General features: G+C 73.0%; 28 protein-coding genes. 14 read left to right on the top strand and 14 right to left on the bottom strand.

All coding sequences use genetic code 11. The features are described from left to right. Positions 1-42: 42 nt before the first annotated feature. From Q7L73_RS05810 to Q7L73_RS05820, 3 genes are all read right to left on the bottom strand, one after another. Positions 43-933, bottom strand: a complete 891-nt coding sequence (locus Q7L73_RS05810) for a MerR family transcriptional regulator (protein ID WP_304686681.1) — start codon at positions 931-933, stop codon at positions 43-45. Positions 934-1101: 168 nt separating this feature from the next. Beyond that, positions 1102-1602 (bottom strand): hypothetical protein, encoded by a 501-nt coding sequence (locus Q7L73_RS05815; protein ID WP_304686682.1) that lies wholly within the window; start codon positions 1600-1602, stop codon positions 1102-1104. Between the two features lie 33 nt (positions 1603-1635). Then, positions 1636-2526, bottom strand: coding sequence for a MerR family DNA-binding transcriptional regulator (locus Q7L73_RS05820; protein ID WP_304686683.1), 891 nt, complete (start codon positions 2524-2526; stop codon positions 1636-1638). Between the two features lie 385 nt (positions 2527-2911). Here Q7L73_RS05820 and Q7L73_RS05825 point away from each other — a divergent pair, with 385 nt between their 5' ends. Then, positions 2912-4144 (top strand): HD-GYP domain-containing protein, encoded by a 1233-nt coding sequence (locus tag Q7L73_RS05825; RefSeq protein WP_304686684.1) that lies wholly within the window; start codon positions 2912-2914, stop codon positions 4142-4144. 164 nt (positions 4145-4308) lie between these two features. Here Q7L73_RS05825 and Q7L73_RS05830 read toward each other — a convergent pair whose 3' ends face one another. Further along, positions 4309-4557: a helix-turn-helix domain-containing protein gene (locus tag Q7L73_RS05830; protein ID WP_304686685.1), complete on the bottom strand. Its 249-nt coding sequence runs from the start codon at positions 4555-4557 to the stop codon at positions 4309-4311. 189 nt (positions 4558-4746) lie between these two features. On the opposite strand from Q7L73_RS05830, the gene Q7L73_RS05835 reads away from it, so the two are divergent. From Q7L73_RS05835 to Q7L73_RS05845, 3 genes are all read left to right on the top strand, one after another. After that, positions 4747-5148 carry a hypothetical protein gene (locus Q7L73_RS05835; protein WP_304686688.1) on the top strand — a complete coding sequence of 134 codons (402 nt, stop codon included), beginning with the start codon at positions 4747-4749 and terminating at the stop codon, positions 5146-5148. Beyond that, positions 5145-5984, top strand: a complete 840-nt coding sequence (locus Q7L73_RS05840; RefSeq protein WP_304686690.1) for an alpha/beta fold hydrolase — start codon at positions 5145-5147, stop codon at positions 5982-5984. The genes Q7L73_RS05835 and Q7L73_RS05840 overlap by 4 nt, the downstream gene beginning before the upstream one ends. 105 nt (positions 5985-6089) lie before the next feature. Then, complete coding sequence (locus Q7L73_RS05845) at positions 6090-7418, top strand: lyase family protein (RefSeq protein ID WP_304686692.1); 1329 nt, start codon at positions 6090-6092, stop codon at positions 7416-7418. Positions 7419-7424: 6 nt separating this feature from the next. Here Q7L73_RS05845 and Q7L73_RS05850 read toward each other — a convergent pair whose 3' ends face one another. Genes Q7L73_RS05850 through Q7L73_RS05860 form a run of 3 tightly spaced genes read right to left on the bottom strand, consistent with a single transcriptional unit; the run spans position 7425 to position 11054 of the window. Then, entirely contained in the window at positions 7425-8864 is a 1440-nt protein-coding gene (locus tag Q7L73_RS05850) for a hypothetical protein (RefSeq protein ID WP_304686694.1), read from the bottom strand. Between the two features lie 27 nt (positions 8865-8891). Beyond that, positions 8892-10556, bottom strand: a complete 1665-nt coding sequence (locus Q7L73_RS05855; protein ID WP_304686698.1) for an acetolactate synthase large subunit — start codon at positions 10554-10556, stop codon at positions 8892-8894. 39 nt (positions 10557-10595) lie between these two features. Next, positions 10596-11054, bottom strand: coding sequence for a MaoC family dehydratase (locus Q7L73_RS05860; protein ID WP_304686703.1), 459 nt, complete (start codon positions 11052-11054; stop codon positions 10596-10598). A gap of 70 nt (positions 11055-11124) precedes the next feature. Here Q7L73_RS05860 and Q7L73_RS05865 point away from each other — a divergent pair, with 70 nt between their 5' ends. Together Q7L73_RS05865 and Q7L73_RS05870 are read left to right on the top strand one after the other, a co-directional pair. Then, positions 11125-11997, top strand: coding sequence for a 5'-3' exonuclease H3TH domain-containing protein (locus Q7L73_RS05865; RefSeq protein WP_304686709.1), 873 nt, complete (start codon positions 11125-11127; stop codon positions 11995-11997). Between the two features lie 419 nt (positions 11998-12416). Then, on the top strand, positions 12417-12563 hold the full coding sequence (locus Q7L73_RS05870; protein WP_304686714.1) for a hypothetical protein: 147 nt from the start codon (positions 12417-12419) through the stop codon (positions 12561-12563). A 12-nt stretch (positions 12564-12575) separates the two neighbouring features. Here Q7L73_RS05870 and ychF read toward each other — a convergent pair whose 3' ends face one another. From ychF to Q7L73_RS05900, 6 genes are read right to left on the bottom strand one after another with little or no spacing between them, the layout of a single operon-like run. Beyond that, positions 12576-13655 carry a redox-regulated ATPase YchF gene (gene ychF / locus Q7L73_RS05875; RefSeq protein ID WP_304686721.1) on the bottom strand — a complete coding sequence of 360 codons (1080 nt, stop codon included), beginning with the start codon at positions 13653-13655 and terminating at the stop codon, positions 12576-12578. After that, positions 13652-14158, bottom strand: coding sequence for a phosphatase PAP2 family protein (locus Q7L73_RS05880; protein ID WP_304686735.1), 507 nt, complete (start codon positions 14156-14158; stop codon positions 13652-13654). Before Q7L73_RS05880 ends, ychF begins: the two co-directional genes overlap by 4 nt. A 31-nt stretch (positions 14159-14189) precedes the next feature. Further along, positions 14190-14411, bottom strand: a complete 222-nt coding sequence (locus tag Q7L73_RS05885) for a hypothetical protein (protein WP_304686740.1) — start codon at positions 14409-14411, stop codon at positions 14190-14192. Then, the gene (mce, locus tag Q7L73_RS05890) at positions 14411-14821 is read right to left on the bottom strand and encodes a methylmalonyl-CoA epimerase (protein ID WP_304686746.1); all 411 of its coding nucleotides are present in this window, start codon (positions 14819-14821) and stop codon (positions 14411-14413) included. The genes Q7L73_RS05885 and mce overlap by 1 nt, the downstream gene beginning before the upstream one ends. A gap of 15 nt (positions 14822-14836) precedes the next feature. After that, positions 14837-15934 (bottom strand): quinolinate phosphoribosyl transferase, encoded by a 1098-nt coding sequence (locus Q7L73_RS05895; RefSeq protein WP_304686750.1) that lies wholly within the window; start codon positions 15932-15934, stop codon positions 14837-14839. Next, positions 15931-17235: a M20/M25/M40 family metallo-hydrolase gene (locus Q7L73_RS05900; protein ID WP_304686754.1), complete on the bottom strand. Its 1305-nt coding sequence runs from the start codon at positions 17233-17235 to the stop codon at positions 15931-15933. The genes Q7L73_RS05895 and Q7L73_RS05900 overlap by 4 nt, the downstream gene beginning before the upstream one ends. A gap of 34 nt (positions 17236-17269) precedes the next feature. Between Q7L73_RS05900 and Q7L73_RS05905 the strand changes: the two genes are divergently transcribed. After that, positions 17270-18553, top strand: a complete 1284-nt coding sequence (locus tag Q7L73_RS05905) for a replication-associated recombination protein A (RefSeq protein ID WP_304686767.1) — start codon at positions 17270-17272, stop codon at positions 18551-18553. On the opposite strand, the gene Q7L73_RS05910 is transcribed toward Q7L73_RS05905, so the two are convergent. Continuing rightward, complete coding sequence (locus tag Q7L73_RS05910) at positions 18550-19365, bottom strand: oxygenase MpaB family protein (protein ID WP_304686779.1); 816 nt, start codon at positions 19363-19365, stop codon at positions 18550-18552. The two genes, Q7L73_RS05905 and Q7L73_RS05910, sit on opposite strands and share 4 nt — an antisense overlap. Positions 19366-19416: 51 nt before the next feature. Here Q7L73_RS05910 and Q7L73_RS05915 point away from each other — a divergent pair, with 51 nt between their 5' ends. Genes Q7L73_RS05915 through Q7L73_RS05945 form a run of 7 tightly spaced genes read left to right on the top strand, consistent with a single transcriptional unit; the run spans position 19417 to position 24672 of the window. Then, entirely contained in the window at positions 19417-20319 is a 903-nt protein-coding gene (locus Q7L73_RS05915; protein ID WP_304686784.1) for an aminoglycoside phosphotransferase family protein, read from the top strand. Positions 20320-20363: 44 nt separating this feature from the next. Beyond that, positions 20364-21101: a bifunctional precorrin-2 dehydrogenase/sirohydrochlorin ferrochelatase gene (locus Q7L73_RS05920; RefSeq protein ID WP_304686792.1), complete on the top strand. Its 738-nt coding sequence runs from the start codon at positions 20364-20366 to the stop codon at positions 21099-21101. Positions 21102-21148: 47 nt separating this feature from the next. After that, positions 21149-22300, top strand: coding sequence for a sigma-70 family RNA polymerase sigma factor (locus Q7L73_RS05925; RefSeq protein ID WP_304686810.1), 1152 nt, complete (start codon positions 21149-21151; stop codon positions 22298-22300). Positions 22301-22327: 27 nt separating this feature from the next. Further along, positions 22328-22807 carry a cyclic pyranopterin monophosphate synthase MoaC gene (moaC, locus tag Q7L73_RS05930; RefSeq protein WP_304686816.1) on the top strand — a complete coding sequence of 160 codons (480 nt, stop codon included), beginning with the start codon at positions 22328-22330 and terminating at the stop codon, positions 22805-22807. A gap of 11 nt (positions 22808-22818) precedes the next feature. Next, complete coding sequence (locus Q7L73_RS05935) at positions 22819-23304, top strand: molybdenum cofactor biosynthesis protein B (protein ID WP_304686826.1); 486 nt, start codon at positions 22819-22821, stop codon at positions 23302-23304. Next, entirely contained in the window at positions 23282-23968 is a 687-nt protein-coding gene (locus Q7L73_RS05940; RefSeq protein WP_304686827.1) for an ATP-binding cassette domain-containing protein, read from the top strand. The genes Q7L73_RS05935 and Q7L73_RS05940 overlap by 23 nt, the downstream gene beginning before the upstream one ends. Then, entirely contained in the window at positions 23965-24672 is a 708-nt protein-coding gene (locus Q7L73_RS05945) for a heme exporter protein CcmB (protein WP_304686829.1), read from the top strand. The genes Q7L73_RS05940 and Q7L73_RS05945 overlap by 4 nt, the downstream gene beginning before the upstream one ends. Positions 24673-24674 lie beyond the last annotated feature (2 nt).

A 24674-nucleotide genomic window follows, 5' to 3' on the forward strand; every position in this document is an offset into this window, starting at 1 on the left:
CTGCCGCGCGCCGCGCGCTCGCGCGGCGCGGCGGGTCGCGCCTCAGATCGACAGCAGCGCGCGCCTGGCGGTGAGCGGATCGGCGTCCGCGACGACCCGCTCCTGACGGCGCTCGCCGACGCGTGCCAGCAGCGTCTCGCAGGCGAGCATCGGCGACTCCCCGAGCCTGCGCACGGTGCTCGCGCCGGTGTCGGGCAGCGCACCGCCGAAGTCGAACACCTCGAGCGCCCGCTCGCCGCTGCGCGCGGCGTAGACGAGCCTCCCGATCGTGTCCAGCGACGCGCGTCTGCCGCCGAGCACGAGCGCGCTCGGGCGCAGCGCCCGCAGCGCGCGGCCGAGCCGCGCCGGGTCGAGCCCCGCGGTCAGCACCAGCGTCTTGATGCCGACGCGGCGCAGCATCAGCTCCAGCCCCTGGACGCGCAGCGCGTCGAGGTCGCAGGGAATCGAGGAGTCGAAGATCAGCACCGCCTCGTCGCGCGATGCCGGCGGGGCGACGCGCCGCAGCGCGGAGATCCAGCCGGTCGCGAAGCGCCACGCGAACTCGTACTCGGGCTGACCGGCGTCGTCGATCTGCAGCTCGCCGACGGCCGGCAGCAGCACTTCCTCGATCGTGCGCTCGAGCGAGCGCAGCGCCATGCTCTCCTCCAGCAGCTGCGCAGCCTTCTCCTCCTCGAAGCGCGTCAGCGCGACGCCGAGGCGGCTGGCCGACGGGAGGCCGACGCCGCGCTGGCGGGCCAGCGCGATCGCCGACGAGACGTTGTGCGTCTCCTCGAAGGCCTGCTTGAGCGCCTCGATCTCGTGCAGCTCGTACTGCCGGTGGCCGCCCGAGGTACGCGACGGCGAGGGATAGCCGAAGCGACGCTCCCAGCTGCGCAGCGTGTTGGGGCTGACGCCCAGCATCACGGCGGCGGCGTTGGTGCGAATTCCGCTCATAGCGCAGCCGTTATCCCCAATTGCGCTCCTTCATACAAGAACCGCAACGAAACGTGCACGAAAACGCTCGCGTTCAACGCCGACGCGCCCGAACCGCTCGCAGACGGGAAGGCGACAGGGGTGAGGACGCTCAGCGGACAGGCAGCGGCCGGCGGCGCCGGCCGTGCGTCACTCGAGCACGAGCAGCGCGGCCCGCGGCGGGCCGCAGGCGCCGACGCGCAGCGGCATCCGCACGCCGAAGACGTTCGCCGGGCGCACCATCACGCGGCTCGGCTCGTCCTCCCCGCGCGCCGCCCACATGATCGCGGCGGCGAGGCTCTCCGCACCGGCGGCCTCGGCGTCGGCCGGAGTCAGCAGCTCCGTCACGGGACGGTTGATGACGTCGGTCTCAGCAACCGCGAGCAGCTTCTCGGACTCGCCCGAGAGGGCGCAGACGTGCAGCGAGCCGTCGACGATCAGGAAGGGGTCGTTCGGCCGCGGGGCGGCGTCGGCGCGCGCCTCCAGCAGCAGCCCGAGCCCGCAGTCGCCGCAGACGCGCGCCGGCGGCGCGGGCGTCTCGTTGTTCGGCGGCGGCGAGCCGCAGTGGCCGCAGAACCACTGCGAGGGGACATACGTCTCGGCGGTCTGCGGGACGAGGCGCAGCATCGCGCGGCGATCGGGGGACGACATCGGGTCAGGCCTCCTTGCCGGTACGTCTGCTCATCACGCACCGTCGGCAAGCAGCCGCGGGGTCGTCGAGGTCCGGGTGGTCGAAGGATTCGAGACGGCGTGGCTGGCCATCTCCATCAAGTGCCGCGCCGCCTCACCGGGCGTGCTCGGCAGGATCGCGGCGCCGGTCGTGCGCACGCGCTGGCGCTGCGAGCCGCGGCGGAAGACGGCGACCGGGAGCGGGCCGGTCGCCAGCCGCACGGCGTAGGCCCAGCGCGCGACGGCGTCGTCGGCGAGCGCGCCGCCGGCGATCACGACGGCGTCGGGGCGGTGGGCGGCGAGCGCCTCGGACATGTTCGAGACGCCGCGCACGGACAGGCCGAGCACGGTCGCGCCGCTGCGCGCCAGCAGCAGCTCGAGCGAGCGGATGTAGGCGGCGTCAGGATCGAGGTCGTCGCGCGAGGCGTCGCCGAGCACGACCGAGACCGACTGGATCGACGGCGAGACGAGCCGTTGCGCGCGGCGCAGCCAGCTGTTGCCCCAGCGCGCCGAGAAGGCCCACTGGACGGAGTCGGTGCCGTGCCGGCGCGCGACCTCGTCGAGCGCGGTCAGCAGCACCTCCTGCACGGCGCGGTCGAGCGAGCGAAGCGCGAGCGCACCCTCCAGCGCCGCGTCGGCGCGGCTGGAGTCGAAGGCGTTGAGCGCGCCGACGAGCGCGTTCGTGTCCGCACCGAGACCCTCGCGTGCACGTGACACGGCCGACGAGATCGAGAGGCCGTCGAGGAGCGCGTCGCGCAGCGCGGCGATCTCCCCGTGCGTGTAGAGGCGATGGCGCCCTGGCGAGCGCTGCGGGCGCGGGAAGCCGAAACGGCGTTCCCAGGCGCGCAGCGTGTTGGGGCTGACGTTCAGCAGCGCAGCCGCTTCGCTCGTCTTCAGGTAGCGCATCACGACACAAGGTCGGCTGCCGGACGCCGACACTGATGCGCTCAGCGCAACATTGCACAAGTTTTGGCGCCCAAATGCTGCAAAAGCTCCATCGGTCCTCTAACGTTCTTGGGGCAACGCAGTGGGCCGGGCCACTTCAAGTCGGGGGGCATTCGGCCGGTAGCAGCAGAGCCGAACCTGAAGGAGGGTCGCAATGGTCTTTCGCAGCAAGTAGCTCACGGGGGTGAGCAGAAACTCGTAATGGTCCGCTGAGACCGTTACCGTCCTCGCCATGCGTCGTGCTATACGCGCGTGGCGTGGGAAAGCCAACGTCGTCCTGTGGGTCTCCATCGGTGGCACGTGTGCGTGCTTCGTGTGGGCCGCAGCCGCCGGAGACCCCGGACGGTTGGATTGGCTGTTCGCGGTGCTTGCGCTCGGCGCGATCGGCGCGAACCTCTTCGACGCCGGCACCGAGGCGCAATCCGTCTCCGTCTCCGGAACGGTCCTCGCCGCGCTGATCGCAATCGCGCTGTTCGGCCCGGCCGGAGCGTTCGCCGTGATCGCGATAGGCGAGATCGTCAGCTGGGCGGTCGAGCGCTACAGAGCGACGAGCCTCTTCATCAACCTCGTCGGCGCCGGCGCGCCGATGCTGATCGCCGGCACCGTCTTCGAGGCGATCCGTCCCGACGGCGACGGCTCCGTCGGCTACTACCTCGCGCTCGCGCTCGCCGCGGTGCTGGTGCTGGTGCTGAACCTGCTGATCGTCGCCGCGCTGCGGTCGCCGCTCGACGGCGTGCCGTTCCACCTGATCGTCGTCGACGCCGTCCGCCCGCTGCTGGTGTCGCTCGCGATCAACGTGCCGCTGGCGCTCGCCGCGACCGGCCTCTGCCTCGAGCTGGGCGTCGCCGGCAGCCTCTTCGCGGTCATCAGCCTCGTCGCGTTCGGCTACATGGCGCAGCTGGTCGCGACCGCCCGCCACCGCAGCAAGCAGTACGCCTCGCTCTCATGGGGCGTGCTCTCCGGCCTGCTGCGGACGCTCGACATCCGCGACCCGCGCGCCGCCCGTCACGCCGCCGCCGTCGCCGCCTTCGCGCGCGACATCGCGCACGCCTCCGGCATGTCGAGCCAGGAGTGCGAGCTGGTCCACACCGCCGGGCTGCTGCACGACATCGGCCAGTTCGCGCTCTCCGACCGCGTCGCCGAGCGCGGCCGCGTGCTGAACGACGAGGACTGGACGGCGATCCGCCGCCATCCCGAGCTGGGCGCGGACATGCTGCGCGACCTCGGCCTCTACGGCCCGGTCGCCGAGATCGTCCACGCCCATCACGAGCGGATCGATGGCCGCGGCTACCCGGACCGGCTGACGGCCGACGAGATCCCCGAGGCGGCGAAGATCATCGCCGTCGCAGAGGTCTACGACACGCTTACCGCGCACGACACCTACCGCACGCCGATCAGCTCGTTCGAGGCGCTCAACGAGTTGCGTCGCGTCAGCGGCACCCAGCTCGACGGCAGATACGTCGAGATCCTGGCGAGGCTGCTGGCCGGCAGCGACATCACGTACCGCCACGCGGACAGAGCCGACTTCGGCCGCGAGCTCGACCTCGAGCGCCGCATCAACGACGCGGCGGCGAGCTGAGTCGCGGCGGACGCGGCTCCGGGCGCGACGGCGGTCCACCGCCTCGTGGCGGCAGCGCAGCCGATCTCACCTCTTCGCCGACGCGCTCTGCCCTCCCGAGGCCGCGCGCGCCACCATGGACTTCCCCTGTCTGGTCTGAACCCTGCGGTCCTGCTGCGGTTTCGCTACCCCGCGGCGCGCTGCTGGAACGTCTGGTCGTCGCGCTCGTTGCGCGAGGCCATGCCGTTCTGCTGCAGTGAGCGCACGAACTGCTCGATGTGCTCGACGCTGAAGCGCCGCTGACCACCGGGCGTGCGGTAGGACTGGAGATACCCCATGTCCGACCAGCGACGAACGGTGCCGAGCGACACGCCGAGCTCACGCGCAGCCTGCGAGGTCGAGAGACCCAGTGGACGCGAGTTCATCCCGTGCATCTGCAAAGGCATGGATGCATTTGTGACCGTTTCGCCCCTCGTGCGGAGCGATGCGGAGCTTTTGCACAACCTCTGCCCATGAAGGTGATGCAAGCGGCACGAACTGAGAGGATGGTGTCAGTGCGACCACCGGCTCGCGTTCGGCCCCATCCGGCCATGCTGGCGACGGCGCTCTCCACGCTCCTCATCGTGGCAGGATGCGGAGAGGAGCCGCTGCCTCAAGCCTGTCTCCAGGCCGATGCCGGCGCGGTCGCGAGGCTGCTGCACGCGGCACCGGAGGATGCCACGCTCAGCGGCGGAACCCCGCTGTCGGCGTGCGTCGACCGTGCCGAGAGCGACGCGGAGCTGCAGAACCTCGGCATCGTCTTCGTCGCGGTCGCCGACAGACTCGTGGCGCGGAGCCGTCATGATGCGCGGGCCGCCTACGAGCTCGGCTTTCTGATCGGCGCCGCCGAACGCGGCGCGGGGCCGACCGGCGGCGTCCAGGGCGAACTCGTGCAGAGGCTGCAGCAGACGATCGCGTTCAACGTCACCCCGGCCGTGCAGGCCGAGGTCGAGCGGGGGATCGCGGCCGGCAGAACCGACGGATGAGACTGCGCCTCTACCACCACCGCGACGGCACCCGCGTCGCCTACCGCGAGACCGGCACCGGCCCGCCGCTGGTGCTGCTGCACTCGCTCGGCCTCTCGCACCGCGAATGGGAGCCGGTCGTCGAGCCGCTGTCGGAGCGCTTCCGGCTCGTGCTGCCCGACCTGCCGCTGCACGGCGACAGCGAGGACCGGCCGCGCCATCCCTACAGCCCCGACTGGTTCGCGCAGGTGATCGCCGGCTTCTGCGCCGAGACGGCGGGGCCGCGGCCGCTCGTCGGCGGCCACGACGTCGGCGCCGAGCTGCTGCTGCGCGCCGTCGCCGACGGGCTGCTGGAGCCACGCCGGCTGGTGCTGATGCCGAACCGCCTCCACCGCCCGGACGAGCACGCCCGCAAGCGCGCGCTGTGGCGGGGCGCCTGCAAGGCGGCCGCGCTGCCGGGGCTCGACCGCGTGCTGGCCCGCGGGGCGACGCTGCTGTTCCGCCCCGCGGTCGGCGAGAAGCTGTCGGCGCAGCGCAACCCGGCCGCGCGCGACCTGCTGCGCCACGCCTTCATGGACGTCGCCGGCAACGGCAACCGCGCGCGGGCGTGGGCCCGCTTCGCGCGGCAGTGGCCGGTCCAGCCGCAGCGCCAGCTGCTCGACGCCTATCCGCGGATCGCGGCGCCGACGCTGCTGCTGTGGGCCGACCGGGATCGCGCGCACCCGCTGCCCGCGGCGCAGGAGGCGCTCGACCTGCTGCCCGACGGCCAGCTGCGGATCCTCTCCGCGACCGGCTTCCTGATGGCCTACGACGACCCGGTCGGCCTGGCGCGCGAGCTGATCTCGTTCTGCGGATGACGTATCTGTCACACGGGCGCGAGTACCAGCGGCCGCGGACGGCTCCGCCGCAGTAGGTTTCGGGACCTGGGCAGTTCCGATTTCGAACCTGAGAAGAGGAGATCCATGGGCGTGCAGGAGGAGCAGCAGCTGTGGGGCGGGGAGACGACCAAGGCGGTCGCGAACTTCCCCGTCTCGGGTGAGACGGTCCCGGTCCCGGTCGTGCGCTGGCTCGGCCGCGTGAAGGCGGCGGCGGCGCGCGTCAACGGCGAGCTGGGGCTGCTCGACGCCGGCATCGCCGAGCGGGTCGCGGCCGCGGGCGACGAGATCGCCGCCGGCAAGCACGACGCGCAGTTTCCGATCGACGTCTTCCAGACCGGCTCGGGCACCTCGACGAACATGAACACCAACGAGGTGATCGCCTCGCTGGCCGGCGAGGGCGTCCACGCCAACGACCACGTCAACATGGGGCAGTCGAGCAACGACACCTTCCCCTCCGCCGTCCACCTCGCGGCGCTCGACGAGGCGACGAACACGCTGCTGCCCGCGCTGCGCCAGCTGGAGGCATCCTTCGAGGCCAAGTCGGCCGCCTTCCAGGACGTCGTCAAGGCCGGCCGCACGCACCTGATGGACGCCGTCCCGGTCACGCTCGGGCAGGAGTTCGCCGGCTACGCCGCGCAGGTCCGGCTCGGCTCGCGCCGCGTCAAGAACGCGCTGCCGCAGGTCGCGCAGATCCCGCTCGGCGGCACCGCCACCGGCACCGGCCTCAACACCCACCCGGAGTTCGCCGCGCGCGTGCGCAGCAAGCTCGCGCAGGAGAGCCACCTGCAGGTCAGCCCGCCGGAGGACGCGTTCGAGGCGCAGGGCGCGCGCGACGCGCTCGTCGAGCTGTCGGGCGCGCTGAAGGTGATCGCCGTCTCGCTGACGAAGATCGCCGGCGACCTCGCGCTGATGGGCTCCGGCCCGCGCGCCGGCATCGGCGAGCTGTTCCTGCCGGAGCTGCAGAAGGGCTCCTCGATCATGCCGGGCAAGGTCAACCCGGTGATCCCCGAGGTCGTGCTGCAGGTCAGCGCGCAGGTGATCGGCAACGACACCGCGATCACCGTCGGCGGGCTCCAGGGCCAGTTCGAGCTGAACGTCCGCATCCCGCTGATCGCGCGCAACCTGCTGCAGTCGATCCAGCTGCTGGCGAACACGGCGAAGCTGTTCGCCGAGAAGTGCGTCGACGGGATCGAGGCGAACCTGCCCGGCTGCGAGCGCTCGGCCGAGTCGACGCTGGCCGTCGCCACCGCGCTCAACCCGTTCATCGGCTACGACAAGGCGACGGCGATCGTCAAGGAGGCGTCGGCCTCCGGGCGCTCGCTGCGCGAGGTCGCGCTCGAGCAGGGCGTCGGCGAGGAGACGTACAACGAGGCGATCGACCTGCGCAGAATCGCGCGCGGCTCGGCCGGCTGAGGCGCCTCAGGCCCCGAGCCGGGGCCACAGGTCAGCGGCAGGATAGGGCGGGTCGTTCGGCGTTCTGACGCCGTCCGGCCCGACTCTCACCGGGCCGCGCAGGCTGCTCTGGAAGCGCACGTCCTTGTCGTTGACGAAGTACTGCGTCCACAGCCGCACCGGCAGCTGCTCCATCGCCTCCCAGTTGGCCTGCAGCTTCGCGACCTGCTCGGCGAAGACGTCCGCGGAGGCCGGGTCGGCGACCTTCGCCGGGTCGACGCGCCAGACCTGCGGCGCCGCCTCGGTGACGCCGAACTGGTAGCCGCCCTCGGTCAGCCACAGCCCCGGATCGGGCCAGGCCCCGCTGCCCAGCAGGTCGATCGCCTCCTGGGCGCGCCAGCGGCCGGCGCCGGGCCCCTCCTGCTGCGGCCCGTACTTGACGTCGGCGTAGTTGTGCTGCGACCAGCCGACCGGCAGCGGCGCCACCCAGCCGCTGAGCGCGCGCAGCAGCTCGCTCGTGAAGTCGCGCCAGGGCGTGCCGAAACCGCCCGCGTCGGCCACCACGTCTGCCGTGTTCGGGATCAGCAGCTCCGGCCCGCGCGGGGTCGCGGCGGCGGTGCGCCAGCGCGCGGCGACGGTCGCCGCGCTTCTGACCATCTCCGCGACCGCGGAGGCGATCGTCCCGGCGGGGAAGCGGTCGGAGGTCTGCGGCCACCAGGCGAGGTTCGGCTCGTTCAGCGGCTGCAGCCAGTCGATCCGCGCGCTGCGGGGGTTGCCGGCGGTGGCGCCGTCGATGCCGGGGCCGGGGCTGGGCGCGCCGCCGGTGTCGGCCCAGCGGGCGCAGCACCATTCGACGAACCACGCCCACGGGCCGTCGTCGGAGCGGTCGTCGGGGATGTGCGCCTCGGTGCCGCGCCGGCCCGCGCCGGGGAAGCCCGGCCCGCCGAGGTCGTGCGACAGCCGCGGGTCGAGCTTCAGCGTCGCCGGGTGGGTCCACTCCGGGAAGGCCTGGTAGAGCGTCAGGCCGACGCGGCGGCCGTCGGCGTTGGCCTGCGCGATCTGCGCGTCGAGGCGGTCGAGGCCGGCGGCGGCCTCGGGGTCGGCCGGCGCGCTCAGCTGCGCGAAGGCGGCCTCGCGCGTGCGCGGCTCCGGGGCGGTCGGCTGCAGCGCGGGCCAGACGGCCCACAGCGTCACGACCTCGGTCGGCCGGGCGCCGCCGAGCAGGTACTGGCGGACGCCGAGCGAGTCGTCGTAGGGGTTGACGTCGCCGATCAGCGAGACGCCCTTGAGCATGCGCTCGCTCGGGAGCGGGACGAGCGCGGTCGTGGCGGTCGTCGGGACCGGCGGCGTCGGCGCGGGCGCGGTGGGGGCCGGCGGGCCGTCGTCGCCGCAGCCGGCGAGCGCGAAGGCCGCGCCGGCGGCGGCGCCGCGCGCGAGCAGCTGACGACGGCTGAGGCGATCGGTCACGACGACAGAGGATGACCGCCGCGGCCGTCAGGTCGCGACGGTCTCGCCGCCGAGCTGCTCCGTCAGCGCCACGTCGGGGGTGTAGTCGATCGGCAGGACCAGCAGCGAGGGCACGTCGAGCGTCAGCGCGTGGCGCAGCCGCGCAGAGAAGTCCTCGATCGACTCGGCCCGCCACGCCGGCAGCCCGAACGCCTCCGCCAGCTTGACGAAGTCGGGGTTGGCGAAGTCGACGCCGAAGTGACGGCCGAACTTCTTCTCCTGCTTCCAGACGATCGAGCCGAACTGGCGGTTCTCCCAGACGACGTTCACGAACGGCGTCTTCAGCCGCGTCGCCGTCTCCAGCTCCTGCGCGTTCATCAGGAAGCCGCCGTCGCCGCTGACGGTCACGACGTTGCGGGTCGGGTGGACGAGCTTGGCGCCGATCGCGCTCGGGACGGCGAAGCCCATCCCGGCGAGGCCGTTGGCGATCAGCACCGTGTTCGGCTCGTGCGCCGGGAAGGTCCGCCCGATCCACAGCTTGTGCAGGCCGACGTCGGAGATCAGCAGGTCCTCGCGCCCGAGCGCGGAGCGGATCTCCAGCAGCGCGCGGGCCGGGTGGGCGGGGAAGGCGTCGTCGTGCGCGGCCTGCTCGAGATGGCCGCCGACCAGCTCGCGCAGCCGCGTCGAGGGACCGGCGTGACGGGCGTCGCGACACTCGTCGGCCAGCCGCGCGAGGACCGCGTAGATGTCGCCGATCAGCTCGACCTCGGGGACGAAGTTGGCGTCGATCTCGGCCGGCACCGTGTCGATCACGACGATCCGCTTGTCGCGCTTCGCGTTCCAGTGTCTCGGCGCGTGCTCGACGAGGTCGTAGCCGATCGCGATCACGAGGTCGGCGTCATCGAAGCCGGCGAGCGCGTAGTCGCGCGCCTGCAGGCCGACGGTGCCGAGCGCCAGCGGGCTGTCGGCGTCGAGCGCGCCCTTCGCCATGAACGTCTCGGCGACGCCGATCCCGGTCGCGCGCGCGAACTCGCGCAGCGCCGGCGCCGCGCCGCCGCGCACGACGCCGTTGCCGGCGAGCGCGACCGGCCGCTCGGCGGAGCGGATCAGCTCGGCGGCGCGCAGCAGCTCACGGGCGCGCGGCTCGCTGCGGACCGGCTGCTGGCGCGGCAGCGGCGTCGAGGCGGCCACGTCGGTGCCGTCGACGGACGCAGCCATCACGTCCTCGGGCAGCTCCAGGTGGGTCGAGCCCGGCTTCTCCGCCTCGGCCAGCTTGAACGCCTTGCGCACGACCTCGGGGACGATGTCCGGGCTCGACACGCGCGCGTTCCACTTCACCACCGGTCTGAGGATCTGCACCAAGTCGATGTACTGGTGCGACTCCTTGTGCATCCGCTCGACGTCCGCCTGGCCGGTCAGCGCGACCAGCGGCGCGCGGTCGAGATAGGCGTCGGCGACCGCGGTGATGAGGTTGGTCGCGCCCGGCCCGAGCGTGCCGAGGCAGACGCCGGCGCGGCCGGTCAGCCGGCCGTACATGTCGGCCATGTAGGCGCCGCCCTGCTCGTGCCGGACCGGCACGAACGCGATCGAGGAGTCCTCCAGCGACTCGTTCAGGTCGAGCGTCTCCTCGCCGGGGATGCCGAAGACGTATCTGACCCCTTCGGCCTCGAGGCATTCGACGAACAGGTCGGAGGCGCGGCGCTCTGATGGCATCGCTGAGACCGTGCCCGGCGCCGCGCTTGCGAAACGGCCTCAGCCGCCCGCGTAGATGCGCACGAGCGTCTCGGCGACGCAGACCGGCTTGTCGCCGCCCTCGCGCTCGAACGTCAGCGCCGTCGCCATCTGGATGCCGCCGGCGATGTCCTCGACGGAGGCGATCGTCGCGCGCATGCGGACCTTGCTGCCGACCGGCAGCGGCGCCGGGAAGCGGACCTTGTTGACGCCGTAGTTGAGCGCGAAGGCGACGTTCGTCACCTCGTAGAGCGCGTAGGAGAACTTCGGCGCGAGCGAGAGCGTGTAGTAGCCGTGGGCGATCGTGCCGCCGAACGGCGTCTGCGCCGCTCTCGCGGGGTCGACGTGGATCCACTGGTGGTCGCCGGTCGCGTCGGCGAAGGCGTCGATCTTCTCCTGCGTGACGTCGTCCCAGTCGCTGACGCCGAGCTCCTGCCCGACGCGGGCCTTGATGTCGTCGATGCCGTTGAGCGTGATCATGCGGGCAAGGCTAATCCGGCGCGAGGCCCGCCCGCGCCGCTTCCGCGGGGCGCGGCGATAGGCTGCGGCGATGCCCTCCCCGCTGCTCGCCGTCGATGCGCCGTCGCTGCTCTACCGCGCCTGGTTCGCGCTGCCGGACTCGATCAAGGGCGACGGCGGGATGCCGGTCAACGCGCTGCTCGGCGCGACCAACGCGATCCTGCGGATCGTCGCCGACCACGGCCCGCGCGCGGTCGTCATCTGCAACGGCGCCGAGGCGGCCAGATACCGCGTCGCGCGCTACGCCGGCTACCACGCCGACCGGCCGCCGGTGCCGGAGGGCCTGGCGCTCCAGTTCGCCCGCTCCGGCGAGCTGTTCGAGGGCTTCGGCTGGACGCTCGCGGGCAGCGACGAGCTGGAGGCCGACGACCTGCTGCACTCGTTCGCGCTGACCGAGACCGAGGCCGGCGGCCGCGCGCTGCTGATGACCGGCGACCGCGACATGTTCCAGTGCGCGACCGACGCCGTCACGGTGCTCTACCTGAAGACCGGCGTGAGAGGGTTCGAGCCGATGACGCCGGCGGCCGTCGAGCAGCGCTACGGCATCCCGCCGGCGCTCGTGCCCGACTTCATCGCGCTGCGCGGCGACCCGTCCGACGGCCTGCCGGGCGCGAGAGGGATCGGCGAGAAGGGCGCCGCCGACCTGCTGCGCCGCCACGGCTCGCTGGAGGCCGCGCTCGCAGACCCTGACGGCGAGAGACCGCGCGTCGCCAGAGCGCTGCGCGAGCAGGCCGAGGAGCTGCGCGACTACCTGGCGATCGCGACCCTCCAGCGCGTCGAGGTCGCCCGGCCGGCCGACGCCTCGCTCGACCTCGCCGGCGGCGCCGACGCCGCCGAGGCGCTCGGCATGAGAAGACTCGCCGTCCGCCTGCGCGCCGCCGACCGCGACGCGTCGCGGTTGTAACAATCCCTGCGCAGGATTGGTGCGGTCCACGTCCCACACGCTGCACTTGGATCCGTAGCGTTTGGGCGGTGCCCGAACCGCCGGCCGCAGAGCAGCTGATCCACGAGTAGGCCGTCCGCGCCGTCGGGCGTCAACGCGCGACCGCGGCGGAGCTGCGCGGCAGCGCGAGCCAGCGCGCTGGCCGTCGTCTGGCCGCGTCGCGAGACGCCGGAGCGACCGGCCTCTGTCACTCTGCTGACATCGGCTGGGGGCCATGCCGTCTCGCATCTCTTCCTCACGCAGCTGGCGCTTCAACAGCGGCTGCTGGCGCGACTCAAGACGCAGCTGTCACGCGCAATCCGAGTCGGTAGCTGCGGGCTGGTCGTGCAGCTGTTGGCGACGGTTGCGGCCCGTATTTCTCACAACCTAGGGTGACTGACATGTGGAAGAGACCTGAAGACCCGCTGATCGTGGAGGCCGAGCGTCTGCTCGACGAGATGGGCACCTGGTATACGCGCACCGGGGACATCTGGAGACCCGGCGGGAGAACCTGGCGTGAGTACTTCCGCTGGTTCTTCTTCGGTTGAGCGAGGCGCGGGCTACGGGGTGAACTTGACGGTGATCACGTCGCCGTCCTGCATCACGTAGTCGCGGCCTTCGACTCTGAGCGTGCCGGCCTCTCTGGCGGCGGCGTAGCCGCCGGCGTCGATCAGCGCTCTCCAGCCGATCACCTCGGCGCGGACGAAGCCTCTCTGGATGTCGCCGTGGATCTCGCCGGCGGCGTGCCAGGCGGTGAGGCCTCTTCTGAGGTGCCACGACTGGGCGCGGACGCCGGAGCCGACGGTGAAGAAGGCGTTGAGGTTGAGCAGCTCGAAGGCGCCGCGGACGATCCGCTGGAGGCCGGACTCGGCGATCCCCAGCTCGTCGCGCATCACCTGCGCCTCGTCGTCGTCGAGCTCGGACAGCTCGGCCTCGATGCGAGAGGAGATCGCGACCGCCTTCGCGCCGTGCGCCTCCGCGTGGGCGAGGATCGCGGGCGGGACCTCGTCGCTGCCCTCGTCGACGTTGGCGACGAACAGGACCGGCTTCGCCGTCAGCGGCTGCAGCTCCTTGATCACGTTCGGCGCCTCGTCGGGGACCGGCACGGTGCGCGCCGGTCTGCCGGCCTGGAGCGCCTCGATCAGCGCTCTCAGCCACGCCTCCTCGGCGATCGCGACCTTGTCGCCGCCGCGGGCGGCGCGCACGACGCGGCCGTGACGGCGCTCGGCCTGCTCGAGGTCGGCGAAGATCAGCTCGGTCTCGATCGTCTCGATGTCGGCGAGCGGGTCGACGCGGCCGTCGGGGTGGATCACGTTGTCGTCGGTGTGGGCGCGGACGACGTGGACGATCGCGTCGGTCTCGCGGATGTTCGCGAGGAACTTGTTGCCGAGGCCCTCGCCCTCGTGGGCGCCTCTCACGAGACCGGCGATGTCGTGGAAGTCGATCGAGTCGTGGACCGTCTCGGAGGAGCCGAGCATCTCCGCGAGCTGGTCGATCCGCTCGTCCTGCACCGGCACGACCGCGACGTTCGGCTCGATCGTCGTGAACGGGTAGTTGGCCGCCTCCGCGCCAGCGCGCGTGAGCGCGTTGAAGAGCGAGGACTTGCCAGCGTTCGGCATCCCGACGATCCCGACCTTCATGTGCGTGCTCCCTTGCCGATCGCCGTGCCGAGCGCGGCGCCTATGACGATGTCCGACGGCCAGTGGACGCCGAGGTAGAGACGGGATCCCGCCATCGCGACCGCAGCCGCCATCAGCGGGCGTGCGGGCAGCAGCCCGGCGTACGCCTGCGCCGCCGCGAACGACGAGGTCGCGTGCGCGCTCGGGAAGCTCAGCTGCGTCGGCGTCGCCATCAGCTGCGGCAGACCCTCCAGCTGCGGGCGCGGCCGCCTGACGGTGAACTTGATCGCCTGGTTGACCGCGTAGGCGGCGCCGACGCCCGCGAGCGCTCTGGCCCACTGCGCCCGCCGCGGCCTGTCGAGCGCGACGCCGGCGGCGCCCAGCGCCAGCCAGCCGGCCGAGTACTGGCCCAGTCGCGAGTAGCCGCGGACGGCGCGCTCCAGCGCCGGCGTGTGGCCGAGCGTGCGCGTCAGGCGCAGCCCGGCGACGTCGAATGCCTGCAGCGAAGCGGGGAACGTCACCATCGAACGAGGTCCTGCGGGCGATGCAGCGGGCTCAGGAGAGCCCGAAGCCGACGCGCTGCTCGTGCGCGTCGGTGCGCACGAACTCGATCTTGCCGAGGTCGAGGAAGAGCGCGCCGTCGTCGGTCTGCATGTCGTACCAGCCGCTCGCGCCCTTGCCGAGCTCGCCGATCAGGTCGGCGATCTGGTCGCGCGAGGCGCGCACGGGCAACGTCTGGCCATGGAAGCCGATGATGATCTTCTGCTGCTCAGCCATCAGTGTCTCTCCGCGGGTTGGACGATCTCGGTCAGCACGCCGCCGGTCGAGGCCGGGTGCAGGAAGGCGACCTTCGAGCCGCGGATGCCGGTGCGCGGCGTCTCGTCGATCAGCCGCAGGCCGGCGGCCTTCAGCGACGCCAGCGTCGCCACGACGTCCTCCACCTGGTAGGCGACATGGTGGAGCCCGGGGCCCTTCTTCGCGAGGAACTTGCCGACCGGGGTCTCCGGGCCGAGCGGCTTCAGCAGCTCGACGTGGTTCTCGCCGACGTCGAGCAGGATCGCCTCGACGCCCTGCTCCGTGACGGTCTCACGATGGACGACGGGCATTCCGAGCGCGCTCTCGTAGAGCGCGAGCGCTGCGTCGAGGTCCTCGACGGCGACGCCGATGTGATCGATGCGGCCGAGCATGCGGCCGGAGCATAGCTACTCGACGCGTTGCAGCCGCGCGTTGGGCCGCTCGCCGCGGCCGGCCTTCGCGCACGGCCGCCCGTCGACGCGCACGACGTCGGCGGTGTAGTCGTTCTCGCCGCGGATCAGCGAGGAGCCGACGCCGTAGGCGTCGACCGGCACGCCGTCGGCCTCGAAGCGGCCGATCCGCTCGGCGTCGAAGCCGCCGGAGACGACGATCCGCACGCGCTCGTGGCCGGCCGCGTCGAGCGCCGCGCGGACGTTCTCGACCAGTCGCACGTTGACGCCGGTCGGCTTGAAGTCGCCCAGCTCGCCCCACAGCGAGCGGTCGACCATCTGCTCGCCGGTGTCGAGGCGGACGCCCCACAGCCGCTCGCCGAGCGCGTCGGCGACCTGCAGCGCGGTCCCGACCGAGTCGTTCTCCCAGTCGACCAGCACGGTCACGTTGACCTCGGGGTGGTAGCGGTCGGCGAACTTCCGCGCCGCCGTCACCGTGTCGCCGCCGTAGGCCGCGATCAGCCCGTGCGGGACGGTGCCGATCCCGCGGCCGCCCCACCACGACGCCTGCGCGTCGGTCGAGACGCCGATCGCGCCGGCGACGTGCGCCGCCCAGCCGTCGCCGGTCTGCACGAGCCAGTGGTCGTGGCGGGCGGGGAAGTAGAGCACCTGCTTGCCGGCAGCCGCCTCGACCACCTCGCGCACGTTGCGCATCACCAGCGAGCGGCGCGCGAGCGTGCCGAGGTAGACGGTCTCGAGGTGCGCGAAGAGCGTGTAGTCGCCGGCGATCTCCAGCACCGGCTCGCGCGGGGCGATCTCCTCGCCCTCGTGCAGCGCGCGCACCTCGAGCTGGTCCCAGCCGGGGATCCAGACGCCGTCGTCGCCGCGGCGGCCGGCGCCGAGCTTGAGGATCGCGATCGCCTCGTCGATCCCGCCAAGCAGCGAGTCGCGCTTCTGGAACGCCTGCACGAGCACCTGCGGATGACGGCCGTCGGCCTCGAGCAGCTGCTTGGTCGAGACGAAGTAGGCGTCGGAGTACCAGCCGTCGCGGATCCGCTCGACCGGCAGCCGGAAGGTCGCGGGGTCCAGGCGGGTGGGCTGGACGATCCCGCTCATCTGAGCAGTTCGACGATCACGTCACGGTAGAAGGTCGCGGCGAAGCCGAGGTCGCGCACGTCGATCCGCTCGTTGGCGGAGTGGACGAGCGGGGCCGTCTCGAAGCGCGACTGGTGCAGCTGCGGGAAGAAGCCGTACGCGACGCAGTCGGGGAAGGCGGCGCGGAAGTGGCGCGAGTCGGTGAAGCCGGGCAGGATCAGCGGGACGGTCGCGCCGGCCGGGTCCTGCGAGCCGATCCAGCCGTTGATCGCCTCGCGCAGGCGAGAGCCGAGCGGCGAGCCGTTGCCGGAGATGCGCGTGTCCCACTCGATCCGCCAGCCGTCCTGCGGGCCGAGCACCTGCTCGATCGCGCGCTCGACGGCCTCCTGGCCGAGGCCGGGCGGGACGCGGCAGTCGACCTTCAGCTCGGCGCGGCTGGGGATCACGTTGATCTTCTGCGAGGCGGAGACGCGCGTCGGCGTCAGCGTGACGCCGAACATCGGCTCGAACAGCGGGATCATCCGCGGGTCGGCCTGCTCGATGCGGGCGAGCGCGCCAACCGGGTCCGCGGGATCCTCGCCGAGGCCGCGCAGGAACGCGGCCGGCGCCTCGGTCAGCTCGTACTGCGGCTGCCGCGTCGCGAGCCGCTCCAGCAGCGGCGCCAGCTTCAGCAGCGCGTTGTCGCCCATCTTCGGCTGTGAGGCGTGGCCGGCCACGCCCTCGGTCACGAGCGTGAAGCGGAAGACGCCCTTCTCGGCGACGCAGACGCCGTAGCGGCGTCTGCCGCGGTACTCGAACTGCTCGCCGCCGCCCTCGTTGAGCAGGTAGTCGCAGCGGACCTTGTCGGGATGCTGCTGCGTCAGCCACTGGGCGCCGAGCGCGCCGCCGGTCTCCTCGTCGACGACCGACATCACGAGCAGGTCGCCCTTCTTCGGGCGCCAGCCCTCGCGCGCCAGCGCCGTCGCGGCGGCGATCTCGGCCGCCACCTGCGACTTCATGTCGAGCGCGCCACGGCCCCACAGGAAGCCGTCTGCGATGTCGCCCGACCAGGGGTCGTGCTGCCATTCGCGCGGGTGGGCGAGGACCGTGTCGACATGGCCGAGCAGGCCCAGCACCGGGCCCGGCTGCTCCCCGCGCAGCCGCGCGACGAGGTTCGGCCGCTCCTCCTCCGCCCCCAGCAGCTCGACCTCGAAGCCGGCCGCGGTCAGGTGCGCGGCGAGGTACTCCTGGCAGGCGCGTTCGTTGCCGGGCGGGTTGACCGTGTCGAACTGGATCAGCCGCTGCAGCAGCTCGGTCGTCTCGGACTGGAGATCGGCGGGCATCGCGGTGATGCTAATGGTGCGCCAGACTTGCGGCATGTCATCGCTGTTCGAGCCGCCGGAACCGAGCGCCGCCGAGAAGCGCGCAGGTGCGCCGCTGGCGGCGCGGATGCGGCCGGCGACACTCGCGGAGTACGTCGGCCAGCAGCACCTGCTGCACGAAGGCGCGCCGCTGCGGGTCGCGATCGAGTCGGGCAGACCGCACTCGATGATCCTCCACGGCCCGCCGGGGACCGGCAAGACGACGCTCGCGCGGATCGTCGCCGCCAGCGCCGACGCCGTCTTCGAGGAGCTGAGCGCCGTGCAGGCCGGCAGACCGGAGGTGCGCGCGGTGATCGAGCGGGCCGAGGGACGCCGTCGCACGGGCAGGCGGACGGTCTTCTTCCTCGACGAGATCCACCGCTTCAACAAGGCGCAGCAGGACGCGCTGCTGCCGGCCGTCGAGGAGGGGCTCGTGACGCTGATCGGCGCGACGACCGAGAACCCCTCCTACGAGGTCAACGGCGCGCTGCTGTCGCGGGCGCGCGTCTACGAGCTGAGAGAGCTGAGCGACGACGACGTGCGGACGCTGCTGCGGCGCGCGATCGAGCGCAGAGAGCTGGGGCTCGTGCAGGTCGACGACGAGGCGGTCGAGCTGCTGACGGCGCGCGCGGCCGGCGATGCGCGCACCGCGCTCGGCGCGCTGGAGCGGGCGGCGATGACGGCGCCGGAGAGCCGCGTCACGGTCGAGCATGCGGGCGAGGCGCTGGCCGGCCGGATCCTTCATTACGACCGCGCGGGCGACAACCACTACGACACGATCTCGGCCTGGATCAAGGCGACGCGCGGCTCCGACCCCGACGCCTCGCTCTACTACCTCGCGGTGATGCTGGAGGGCGGCGAGGACCCGCGCTTCATCGCCCGGCGGATGGTGATCCTCGCCAGCGAGGACGTCGGCAACGCCGACCCGCAGGCGCTCGTCGTCGCGACCTCGACGGCGGCCGCGGTCGAGCTGGTCGGGCTGCCGGAGGGCGCCCACGCGCTCGCGCAGTGCGCCGTCTACCTGGCGCTGGCGCCGAAGTCGAACGCTGCCTACAAAGCGCTTGGCCGAGCACGCGAGTTCGTGCGCAGAAACGGCGCCGCGAGACCGCCTGCCGCACTCCGCTCGGGCGGCCGCGGCGAGGGCTACGACTACCCGCACGACCGTCCCGGGCACGTCTCACCGCAGGAGCTGCTGCCGGAGTCGGTCGCCGGCACGCGCTTCTGGCAGCCGACCGCGACCGAGAGAGCGCTCGGCGAGCGCCACGAGCGGATCCGCAGAGCGCGGGGAAAGCAGCCCTAGGCCGGCTGCGGCAGCTGCGGCCGGGCGAAGCGGAAGCGGCCCGGCATCAGCGGCAGCAGCACGCGACGGGCGTACTCCTGGCCGCCGCGCAGCGCGAGCCCTCTCGCGGGATCCCAGCGGAAGCCGTAGAGCCGCCGGATCGGCCGCGGCAGCAGGCCGACGGTGGCGAAGTTCGCATACTCCAGCAGCGGCCGCAGATGCAGCGGCACCGGCGGTTTCAGCACGATCTGGACGGCCGTCCGCCGTGCCTCCTCGCTGACGTGCAGGTCGCCGCTGGCGAGCATGCCGCGCATGTACTGGTCGAAGCCCTCGATCGTCTCGGGCATCTCGTCCTCGCGCAGCCCGAAGAGCCGGCCGAAGACGCGGTAGTCGCGCCAGTAGGCGTCGCGCTCATCGCGCGTGAGGCGCCCGACGTAGCGCTCGTGCACGACGATCCCGGAGTCGACCAGCGTCGCGAGGATCCACATCAGCAGCCGCGGGTCGTCGGCGGCGTACGGCGTGCCGGCGGGGAAGTGGCCGGCCGGCTCGGCCAGCTCGCCGCGGATGCCGCCGTGCACTCTGCGCACGATCGCGGTCACCCGCTCGGCCTCGGCGCGCGGGCCGAAGACGACGAGGTTGACCGCCAGCGCGGTGCGGTGGAGCCGCTCGTAGGGCTCGTCGAGCGCGCCGGTGTGGGCGAAGAAGCCGGCGAACGCGACCGGGTGCGCGGCCTGCATCAGCAGCGCGCGCGGCCCCGCCAGCGCGACGATCTGCTCGCGATGGACGCGGCGGATCATCGCGTCGTCGTCGTAGACCCCCGGATGCGTACTCATGTCCATCGAGGGTACGAGGCAGCCGGCCGGTCGGTTCGCGATGCTCTGACCATGGAGGTCGCCGCCCAGCTCGCCGCGCTGCGCCGTCGCTGGGCGGGATACTGGCCGAGCGCCGACACGAGCGCGATCGCCGCCGACGTGGACGCCCGTCTCGAAGCGGCCGTCGGCGCGTGGGATCTGGCCGCGCCGCAGCCGTTGCCGGGCGGTCACGTCGCGCTCGTGCTGGTGACGGGCGACGGCGTGCTGAAGCTCAACCCGCGCGGCCACGCCGACGCCGCCGAGCTGGCCGGCGAGGGCGCGGCGCTGGCGCACTGGGCGCCGAGCGGCGCCGTCCCGCGCCTGCTCGCCAGCCGCGACGACGGCTTCACGCTGCTGCTGGAGCGGCTGCGCCCCGGCACCACGCTCGACGCCGCCGGCCTGTCGTGGGACGAGCGTCTCACCGCGACGGGCGCGCTCGCGGCGCGGCTGCACGCTGCCGGCGCGGCTCCGGACGCCTGTCCGCACATCTCCGGCGCCTACGCCCGCGGCTGGCGCGAGGCGCTCGCGCGCGATCCGGCCGCGCTCGCCGAGCTGGAGGCGCTGCTGGCCGCGCGCGACGACGACGTGCTGCTGCACGCCGACCTGCACGGCGGCAACGTGCTGCGCGCCGGCGACGGCTGGCGCGCGATCGATCCGCACGGCGTCCGCGGCGACCGCCACGCCGACGTCTGGGCGCTGATCGACCCGCTCGCGCCGCCGCTGCCCGCGGACCCGCGGGACGCTGCCGCGCAGGCCCGCGCCGCGATCGCGACCTACGCCGCGGCAGCACGGCTCGCGCCCGAGCGAGCGACCGCCTGGGCGCGCCTCCGGGCGCGCGCCGAGGCGCTCGCGATCGACGCCGACGGCGACCGCGCCGACCCGCACGACCGCGCCTGGGCGCAGCGGCTCCACCGCTTCGCGGACGCGACGAGCTGAGCCGCTGACGCATGGGCGCGCGGCGAAGCGCGTAGGCTGGTCTCATGCCAGCACAGGCCTATGCGGGCAAAGAATGCGTCTGCCAGTACCGCAAGGGAATCTGCGACCAGACCTGCGTCCGCGACATGCTCGACACGCCGTTCTACATCGCGTGTCTGAAGTTGAGAGGACGGCGCAGCCTCGTCGTCGGCGGCGGTGACGTCGGCCTCGAGAAGGTCGAGGGACTGCTCGCCTGCGACGGCGACGTGACCGTCGTCGCGCCCGACCTGCAGCCCGAGCTGCAGCGGCTCGCCGACGAGGGCTCGATCCAGTGGATCGCCCGCGCCTACGAGCCGGCCGACCTCGAGGGCACCTTCATGGTGATCGCGGCGACGAACGACTCCGAGGTCAACATCGGCGTCTACGACGACGCCGAGAAGCGGGCGATGCTCGTCAACGTCGTCGACGTGCCGCCGCTCTGCAACTTCATCCTGCCGGCGATCGTCCGCACCGGGCCGCTGGCGATCGCGATCTCGACGGCGGGCGCCTCGCCGGCGCTGGCGAAGCGGATGAAGAGCGAGATCTCGCAGCTGTTCGGCGAGGACTACGCGCGCCTGGCGGTGATGCTCAACGACGCCCGCGGCTGGGCCAAGTCGACGCTGCCGACCTACCAGGAGCGCAAGGACTTCTTCGAGGGGATCGTCAACGGCGCCCCCGACCCGATCGAGCTGATCCGCGCCAACGACGAGCAGGCGGTGCTGGACATCATCGCCGCCGCCCAGCGCACCCACACGCCGGCGTAGGAGGCGGGTGTCCGCTTTCGCTCGCGGGCTCCGTCTCAACAGGTGACATGGATCTCGACCTCCTCATCGCCACCCACCGCCGGCCGATCGAGCGCCACCTGCGCCGCTACGTCGGCGACGCCGGCCTCGCCGAGGATCTCGCCCAGGAGGTCTTCCTGCGGGCCTGGCTGCACGCCCCGCGCGACGTCTCCGACGAGCGCCAGCGCGCCTGGCTCTTCCGCGTCGCCCGCAACGCCGCGATCGATCAGCTGCGCGCTCGCCGCCCGCACGACGACGCCGCCCTGCTCGACGACCTCGCCGCCGCCAACGCGGCGCCGGTCGAGGACCACGACGAGCGGCTCGCGATCGAGGCGGCGCTGGCGCAGCTGCCGGCACGCGAGCGGGCGCTCGTGACGCTCCAGTTCGCCGGCTTCGGCCCGACCGACGCCGCCCGCCTGCTGCAGACGACGCCGGAGGCGGCGCGCAAGCGGCTGACCCGCGCCCGCGAGCGCTTCCGCATCGTCTACGCCGGTCTACGGCCCGCCGACGAGCCGCCGCTGGTGCTGCTGGTCGCGCGTGACGAGCAGCCGGAGATCTACGAGCAGTGGCTCGGCGGCGGCGAGCTGCGCGTCCGCCGCGTCACGCCCGAGGACGCCTCGCGCCAGCTCGCGACGGCGCACGCGCTGGTGCTGACCGGCGACACGCACGACATCCATCCGGCCGTCTACGGCCAGCCGATCCGCGCCGCCCGCAACCCGCGCCTGGAGGCCGACGTGACCGACCTCGGCGTCCTGCGCGAGGCGCTCGCGACGCGGATGCCGGTGCTCGGCATCTGCCGCGGCCACCAGCTGATCAACATCGCCCGCGGCGGCACGCTGCATCAGGACCTGAGCGAGATCGGCCACCGCGACGACCACAGCGGCGGCACGCACGCGATCGGCACCGCGGCCGGCACGCTGTCGCGCAGGATCCTCGGTGCGCGCGCGGCGGTCCCGACGCTCCACCACCAGGCGGTCGACCGCTTGGGCCGGGGCCTCACCGTCACCTCGACCGCGAGTGACGGGCTGATCGAGGCGGTCGAGGATCCGCGCCTGCCGTTCGCCGTCGGCGTCCAGTGGCACGCGGAGCTGCCGGAGGCCAGCGACGCCGGCCGGCGGCTGCGCGACGGGCTCGTCGAGGCGGCGCACGCCCACGCGGGCATCCAGCCGCTCGCGGCGTAGCGCGCCGCGGGTGCAAGACTTGCGCGTGTGAGCGAGCCGCTGACCCACCTCGACGCTGACGGCCGCGCCCGCATGGTCGACGTCGGCGCGAAGGCGGTCAGCGACCGCCGCGCCGTCGCCCGCGCGCTGGTGCGGATGGCGCCGGCGACCGCCGCCGCGGTGCGCGACGGCAACGCGCCCAAGGGCGACGTGATCGCGGTCGCGCGGATCGCCGGGATCCAGGCGGCGAAGCGGACCTCCGAGCTGATCCCGCTCTGCCACGGGCTGCCGCTGTCGTTCGTCGACGTCGCCGCCGCGATCGACGCCGAGGCGGGCACGATCACGCTCACGAGCGAGGCCCGCACGAGTGCCCAGACCGGCGTCGAGATGGAGGCGCTGACGGCCGCGTCGGTCGCCGCGCTGACCGTCTACGACATGGTGAAGGGCCTGGAGAAGGGCGTCGAGATCGCCGAGGTCGTGCTGCTGGAGAAGTCCGGCGGGCGCTCGGGAACCTGGACGCGTCAGTAGTCTCCGCCGCGGTGCAGACGGCGATCCTGACGATCTCGACGTCGCTCGCGCGCGGCGAGGGCGAGGACCTCTCGGGCGCCGAGCTGGAGCGGCTGGCGCGCGCCGCCGGCTGCGAGATCGTCGCCCGCGACCGCGTCACCGACGACCGCTCGGCGATCGCGGCGACGCTGCGCGGCTACGCGAGCGAGCGGCTGCCGCTCGTCTTCACGACCGGCGGCACCGGCCTCACGCCCGACGACCACACGCCCGAGGCGACGCGCGACGCGATCGACCGCGAGGCGCCCGGCTTCGCCGAGGCGCTGCGGGCCGAGTCGCTCAGATACACGCCCTTCGCGATGGCCTCGCGCGGCGTCTCCGGGATCGCCGGCCAGACGCTGATCGTCAACCTGCCCGGCAGCCCGAAGGCGATCGCGCAGCTCTTCCCCGTGCTCGCGCCGGCGCTCAAGCACGTCGTCGCGCAGCTGGGACGCCAAGATGGCCGACGCGCCCGCCATTGAGCTGACCGGGGTCGGCCGCCGCTACGGCGAACGCTGGGCGCTGCGGGACGCGACCGTGACCGTCCCGGCCGGCGCGACGCTCGTGATCTTCGGTCCCAACGGCGCCGGCAAGTCGACGCTGCTGCGCGTGCTCGCGACGCTGCTGCGGCCGCACACCGGCACGGCCAGCGTGCTCGGCGAGGAGCTGCCGAGAAGAGAGTGGGCGGTGCGCGGCAAGGTCGGCCTGCTGGCCCACGACGCGCTGCTCTACCGCGACCTCAGCGCACGCGAGAACCTGCGCTTCCACGCCCGCCTGCACAAGCTCGGCGAGGAGCGCGCCGAGCAGCTGCTGGAGGCGACGAGACTGCTGCCGCGCGCCGACGACCCGGTGCGGACGCTCTCGCGCGGGCTGCTGCAGCGCGTCGCCGTCTGCCGCGCGGTGCTGCACGACCCGCCGCTGCTGCTGCTCGACGAGCCGCGCGCCAACCTCGACCCGGCCGCGGCGGAGCTGATCGAGCCGCTGATCGGGCGCGAGAGCGGCCGCACGCGCGTGATCACCAGCCACGACCCGGTCGGCGGCCTGGCCGAGGCCGACCTCGCGCTCGGCCTGCGCAACGGCAGCCAGGCGCTGCTCGGCCCGACCTCCGAGATCGACACGGCGGCCGTGGAGGCGCTCTACCGATGAGCCGCGACGCCGCCAGGCGCGACGCGAAGCCGATGCGCCCGACGATGGCGCTGCTGCGCAAGGACCTGCTGCTGGAGCGGCGCGCGCCGGAGTCGATCCCGGCGATGGTGCTGTTCTCGATCACGACCTTCGTGCTGTTCCACTTCGGCCTCGGCAGAGACGAGGTCGACGGCTCGCTGGCGGCCGGCGTGCTGCTCGTGACGATCCTCTTCGCCGCGATCCTCGGCATCAACCGCCTGTTCGTCGCCGAGCACGAGGAGGGCGGCTTCGACGCCGTGCTGATGGCGCCGATCGACCGCACGGCGCTGTTCCTGGCGAAGGGCACGGCGCTGTTCCTGTTCCTGACGCTGGTCGAAGTGGTCGCCGTGCCGGCCTTCGCGATCCTGCTGCTGGGACCGTCGCCGTGGCACGGGCTGCCGGCGCTGATCGTCACGCTCGCGCTCGTCAACCTCGCGCTCTCGTCGGTCGGCGCGCTCGTCGCCGCGCTCGCGATCCGGACCCGCTCGCGCGACCTGATCGTGCCGATCGTGACGCTGCCGCTGCTGGTGCCGGCGCTGATCGCCGCGGCGCGCGCCTGCGCGCCATTGCTGGCCGCGCACGGCGACGCCTGGCCGGCGGCGAAGTGGCTGTTGATGCTCGGCCTCTATGATCTTGTCTTCGGGCTCCTCGCCTACGCCGTCTTCGATTTCCTGCTGGAGGACTGAAG

This window comes from Conexibacter sp. CPCC 205762 (genome assembly GCF_030646155.1).
Taxonomy (GTDB): Bacteria; Actinomycetota; Thermoleophilia; order Solirubrobacterales; family Solirubrobacteraceae; genus Conexibacter.

What these genes read in the sequence shown, in the direction of transcription:
- Q7L73_RS05810 (WP_304686681.1), bottom strand. Translation starts at nt 933, where the DNA reads ATGAGCGGAATTCGCACCAACGCCGCCGCCGTGATGCTGGGCGTCAGC.
- Q7L73_RS05815 (WP_304686682.1), bottom strand. Translation starts at nt 1,602, where the DNA reads ATGTCGTCCCCCGATCGCCGCGCGATGCTGCGCCTCGTCCCGCAGACC.
- Q7L73_RS05820 (WP_304686683.1), bottom strand. Translation starts at nt 2,526, where the DNA reads ATGCGCTACCTGAAGACGAGCGAAGCGGCTGCGCTGCTGAACGTCAGC.
- Q7L73_RS05830 (WP_304686685.1), bottom strand. Translation starts at nt 4,557, where the DNA reads ATGCACGGGATGAACTCGCGTCCACTGGGTCTCTCGACCTCGCAGGCT.
- Q7L73_RS05840 (WP_304686690.1), top strand. Translation starts at nt 5,145, where the DNA reads ATGAGACTGCGCCTCTACCACCACCGCGACGGCACCCGCGTCGCCTAC.
- Q7L73_RS05845 (WP_304686692.1), top strand. Translation starts at nt 6,090, where the DNA reads ATGGGCGTGCAGGAGGAGCAGCAGCTGTGGGGCGGGGAGACGACCAAG.
- Q7L73_RS05855 (WP_304686698.1), bottom strand. Translation starts at nt 10,556, where the DNA reads ATGCCATCAGAGCGCCGCGCCTCCGACCTGTTCGTCGAATGCCTCGAG.
- Q7L73_RS05860 (WP_304686703.1), bottom strand. Translation starts at nt 11,054, where the DNA reads ATGATCACGCTCAACGGCATCGACGACATCAAGGCCCGCGTCGGGCAG.
- Q7L73_RS05865 (WP_304686709.1), top strand. Translation starts at nt 11,125, where the DNA reads ATGCCCTCCCCGCTGCTCGCCGTCGATGCGCCGTCGCTGCTCTACCGC.
- Q7L73_RS05870 (WP_304686714.1), top strand. Translation starts at nt 12,417, where the DNA reads ATGTGGAAGAGACCTGAAGACCCGCTGATCGTGGAGGCCGAGCGTCTG.
- ychF (WP_304686721.1), bottom strand. Translation starts at nt 13,655, where the DNA reads ATGAAGGTCGGGATCGTCGGGATGCCGAACGCTGGCAAGTCCTCGCTC.
- Q7L73_RS05880 (WP_304686735.1), bottom strand. Translation starts at nt 14,158, where the DNA reads ATGGTGACGTTCCCCGCTTCGCTGCAGGCATTCGACGTCGCCGGGCTG.
- Q7L73_RS05885 (WP_304686740.1), bottom strand. Translation starts at nt 14,411, where the DNA reads ATGGCTGAGCAGCAGAAGATCATCATCGGCTTCCATGGCCAGACGTTG.
- mce (WP_304686746.1), bottom strand. Translation starts at nt 14,821, where the DNA reads ATGCTCGGCCGCATCGATCACATCGGCGTCGCCGTCGAGGACCTCGAC.
- Q7L73_RS05895 (WP_304686750.1), bottom strand. Translation starts at nt 15,934, where the DNA reads ATGAGCGGGATCGTCCAGCCCACCCGCCTGGACCCCGCGACCTTCCGG.
- Q7L73_RS05900 (WP_304686754.1), bottom strand. Translation starts at nt 17,235, where the DNA reads ATGCCCGCCGATCTCCAGTCCGAGACGACCGAGCTGCTGCAGCGGCTG.
- Q7L73_RS05905 (WP_304686767.1), top strand. Translation starts at nt 17,270, where the DNA reads ATGTCATCGCTGTTCGAGCCGCCGGAACCGAGCGCCGCCGAGAAGCGC.
- Q7L73_RS05910 (WP_304686779.1), bottom strand. Translation starts at nt 19,365, where the DNA reads ATGAGTACGCATCCGGGGGTCTACGACGACGACGCGATGATCCGCCGC.
- Q7L73_RS05915 (WP_304686784.1), top strand. Translation starts at nt 19,417, where the DNA reads ATGGAGGTCGCCGCCCAGCTCGCCGCGCTGCGCCGTCGCTGGGCGGGA.
- Q7L73_RS05920 (WP_304686792.1), top strand. Translation starts at nt 20,364, where the DNA reads ATGCCAGCACAGGCCTATGCGGGCAAAGAATGCGTCTGCCAGTACCGC.
- Q7L73_RS05925 (WP_304686810.1), top strand. Translation starts at nt 21,149, where the DNA reads ATGGATCTCGACCTCCTCATCGCCACCCACCGCCGGCCGATCGAGCGC.
- Q7L73_RS05940 (WP_304686827.1), top strand. Translation starts at nt 23,282, where the DNA reads ATGGCCGACGCGCCCGCCATTGAGCTGACCGGGGTCGGCCGCCGCTAC.
- Q7L73_RS05945 (WP_304686829.1), top strand. Translation starts at nt 23,965, where the DNA reads ATGAGCCGCGACGCCGCCAGGCGCGACGCGAAGCCGATGCGCCCGACG.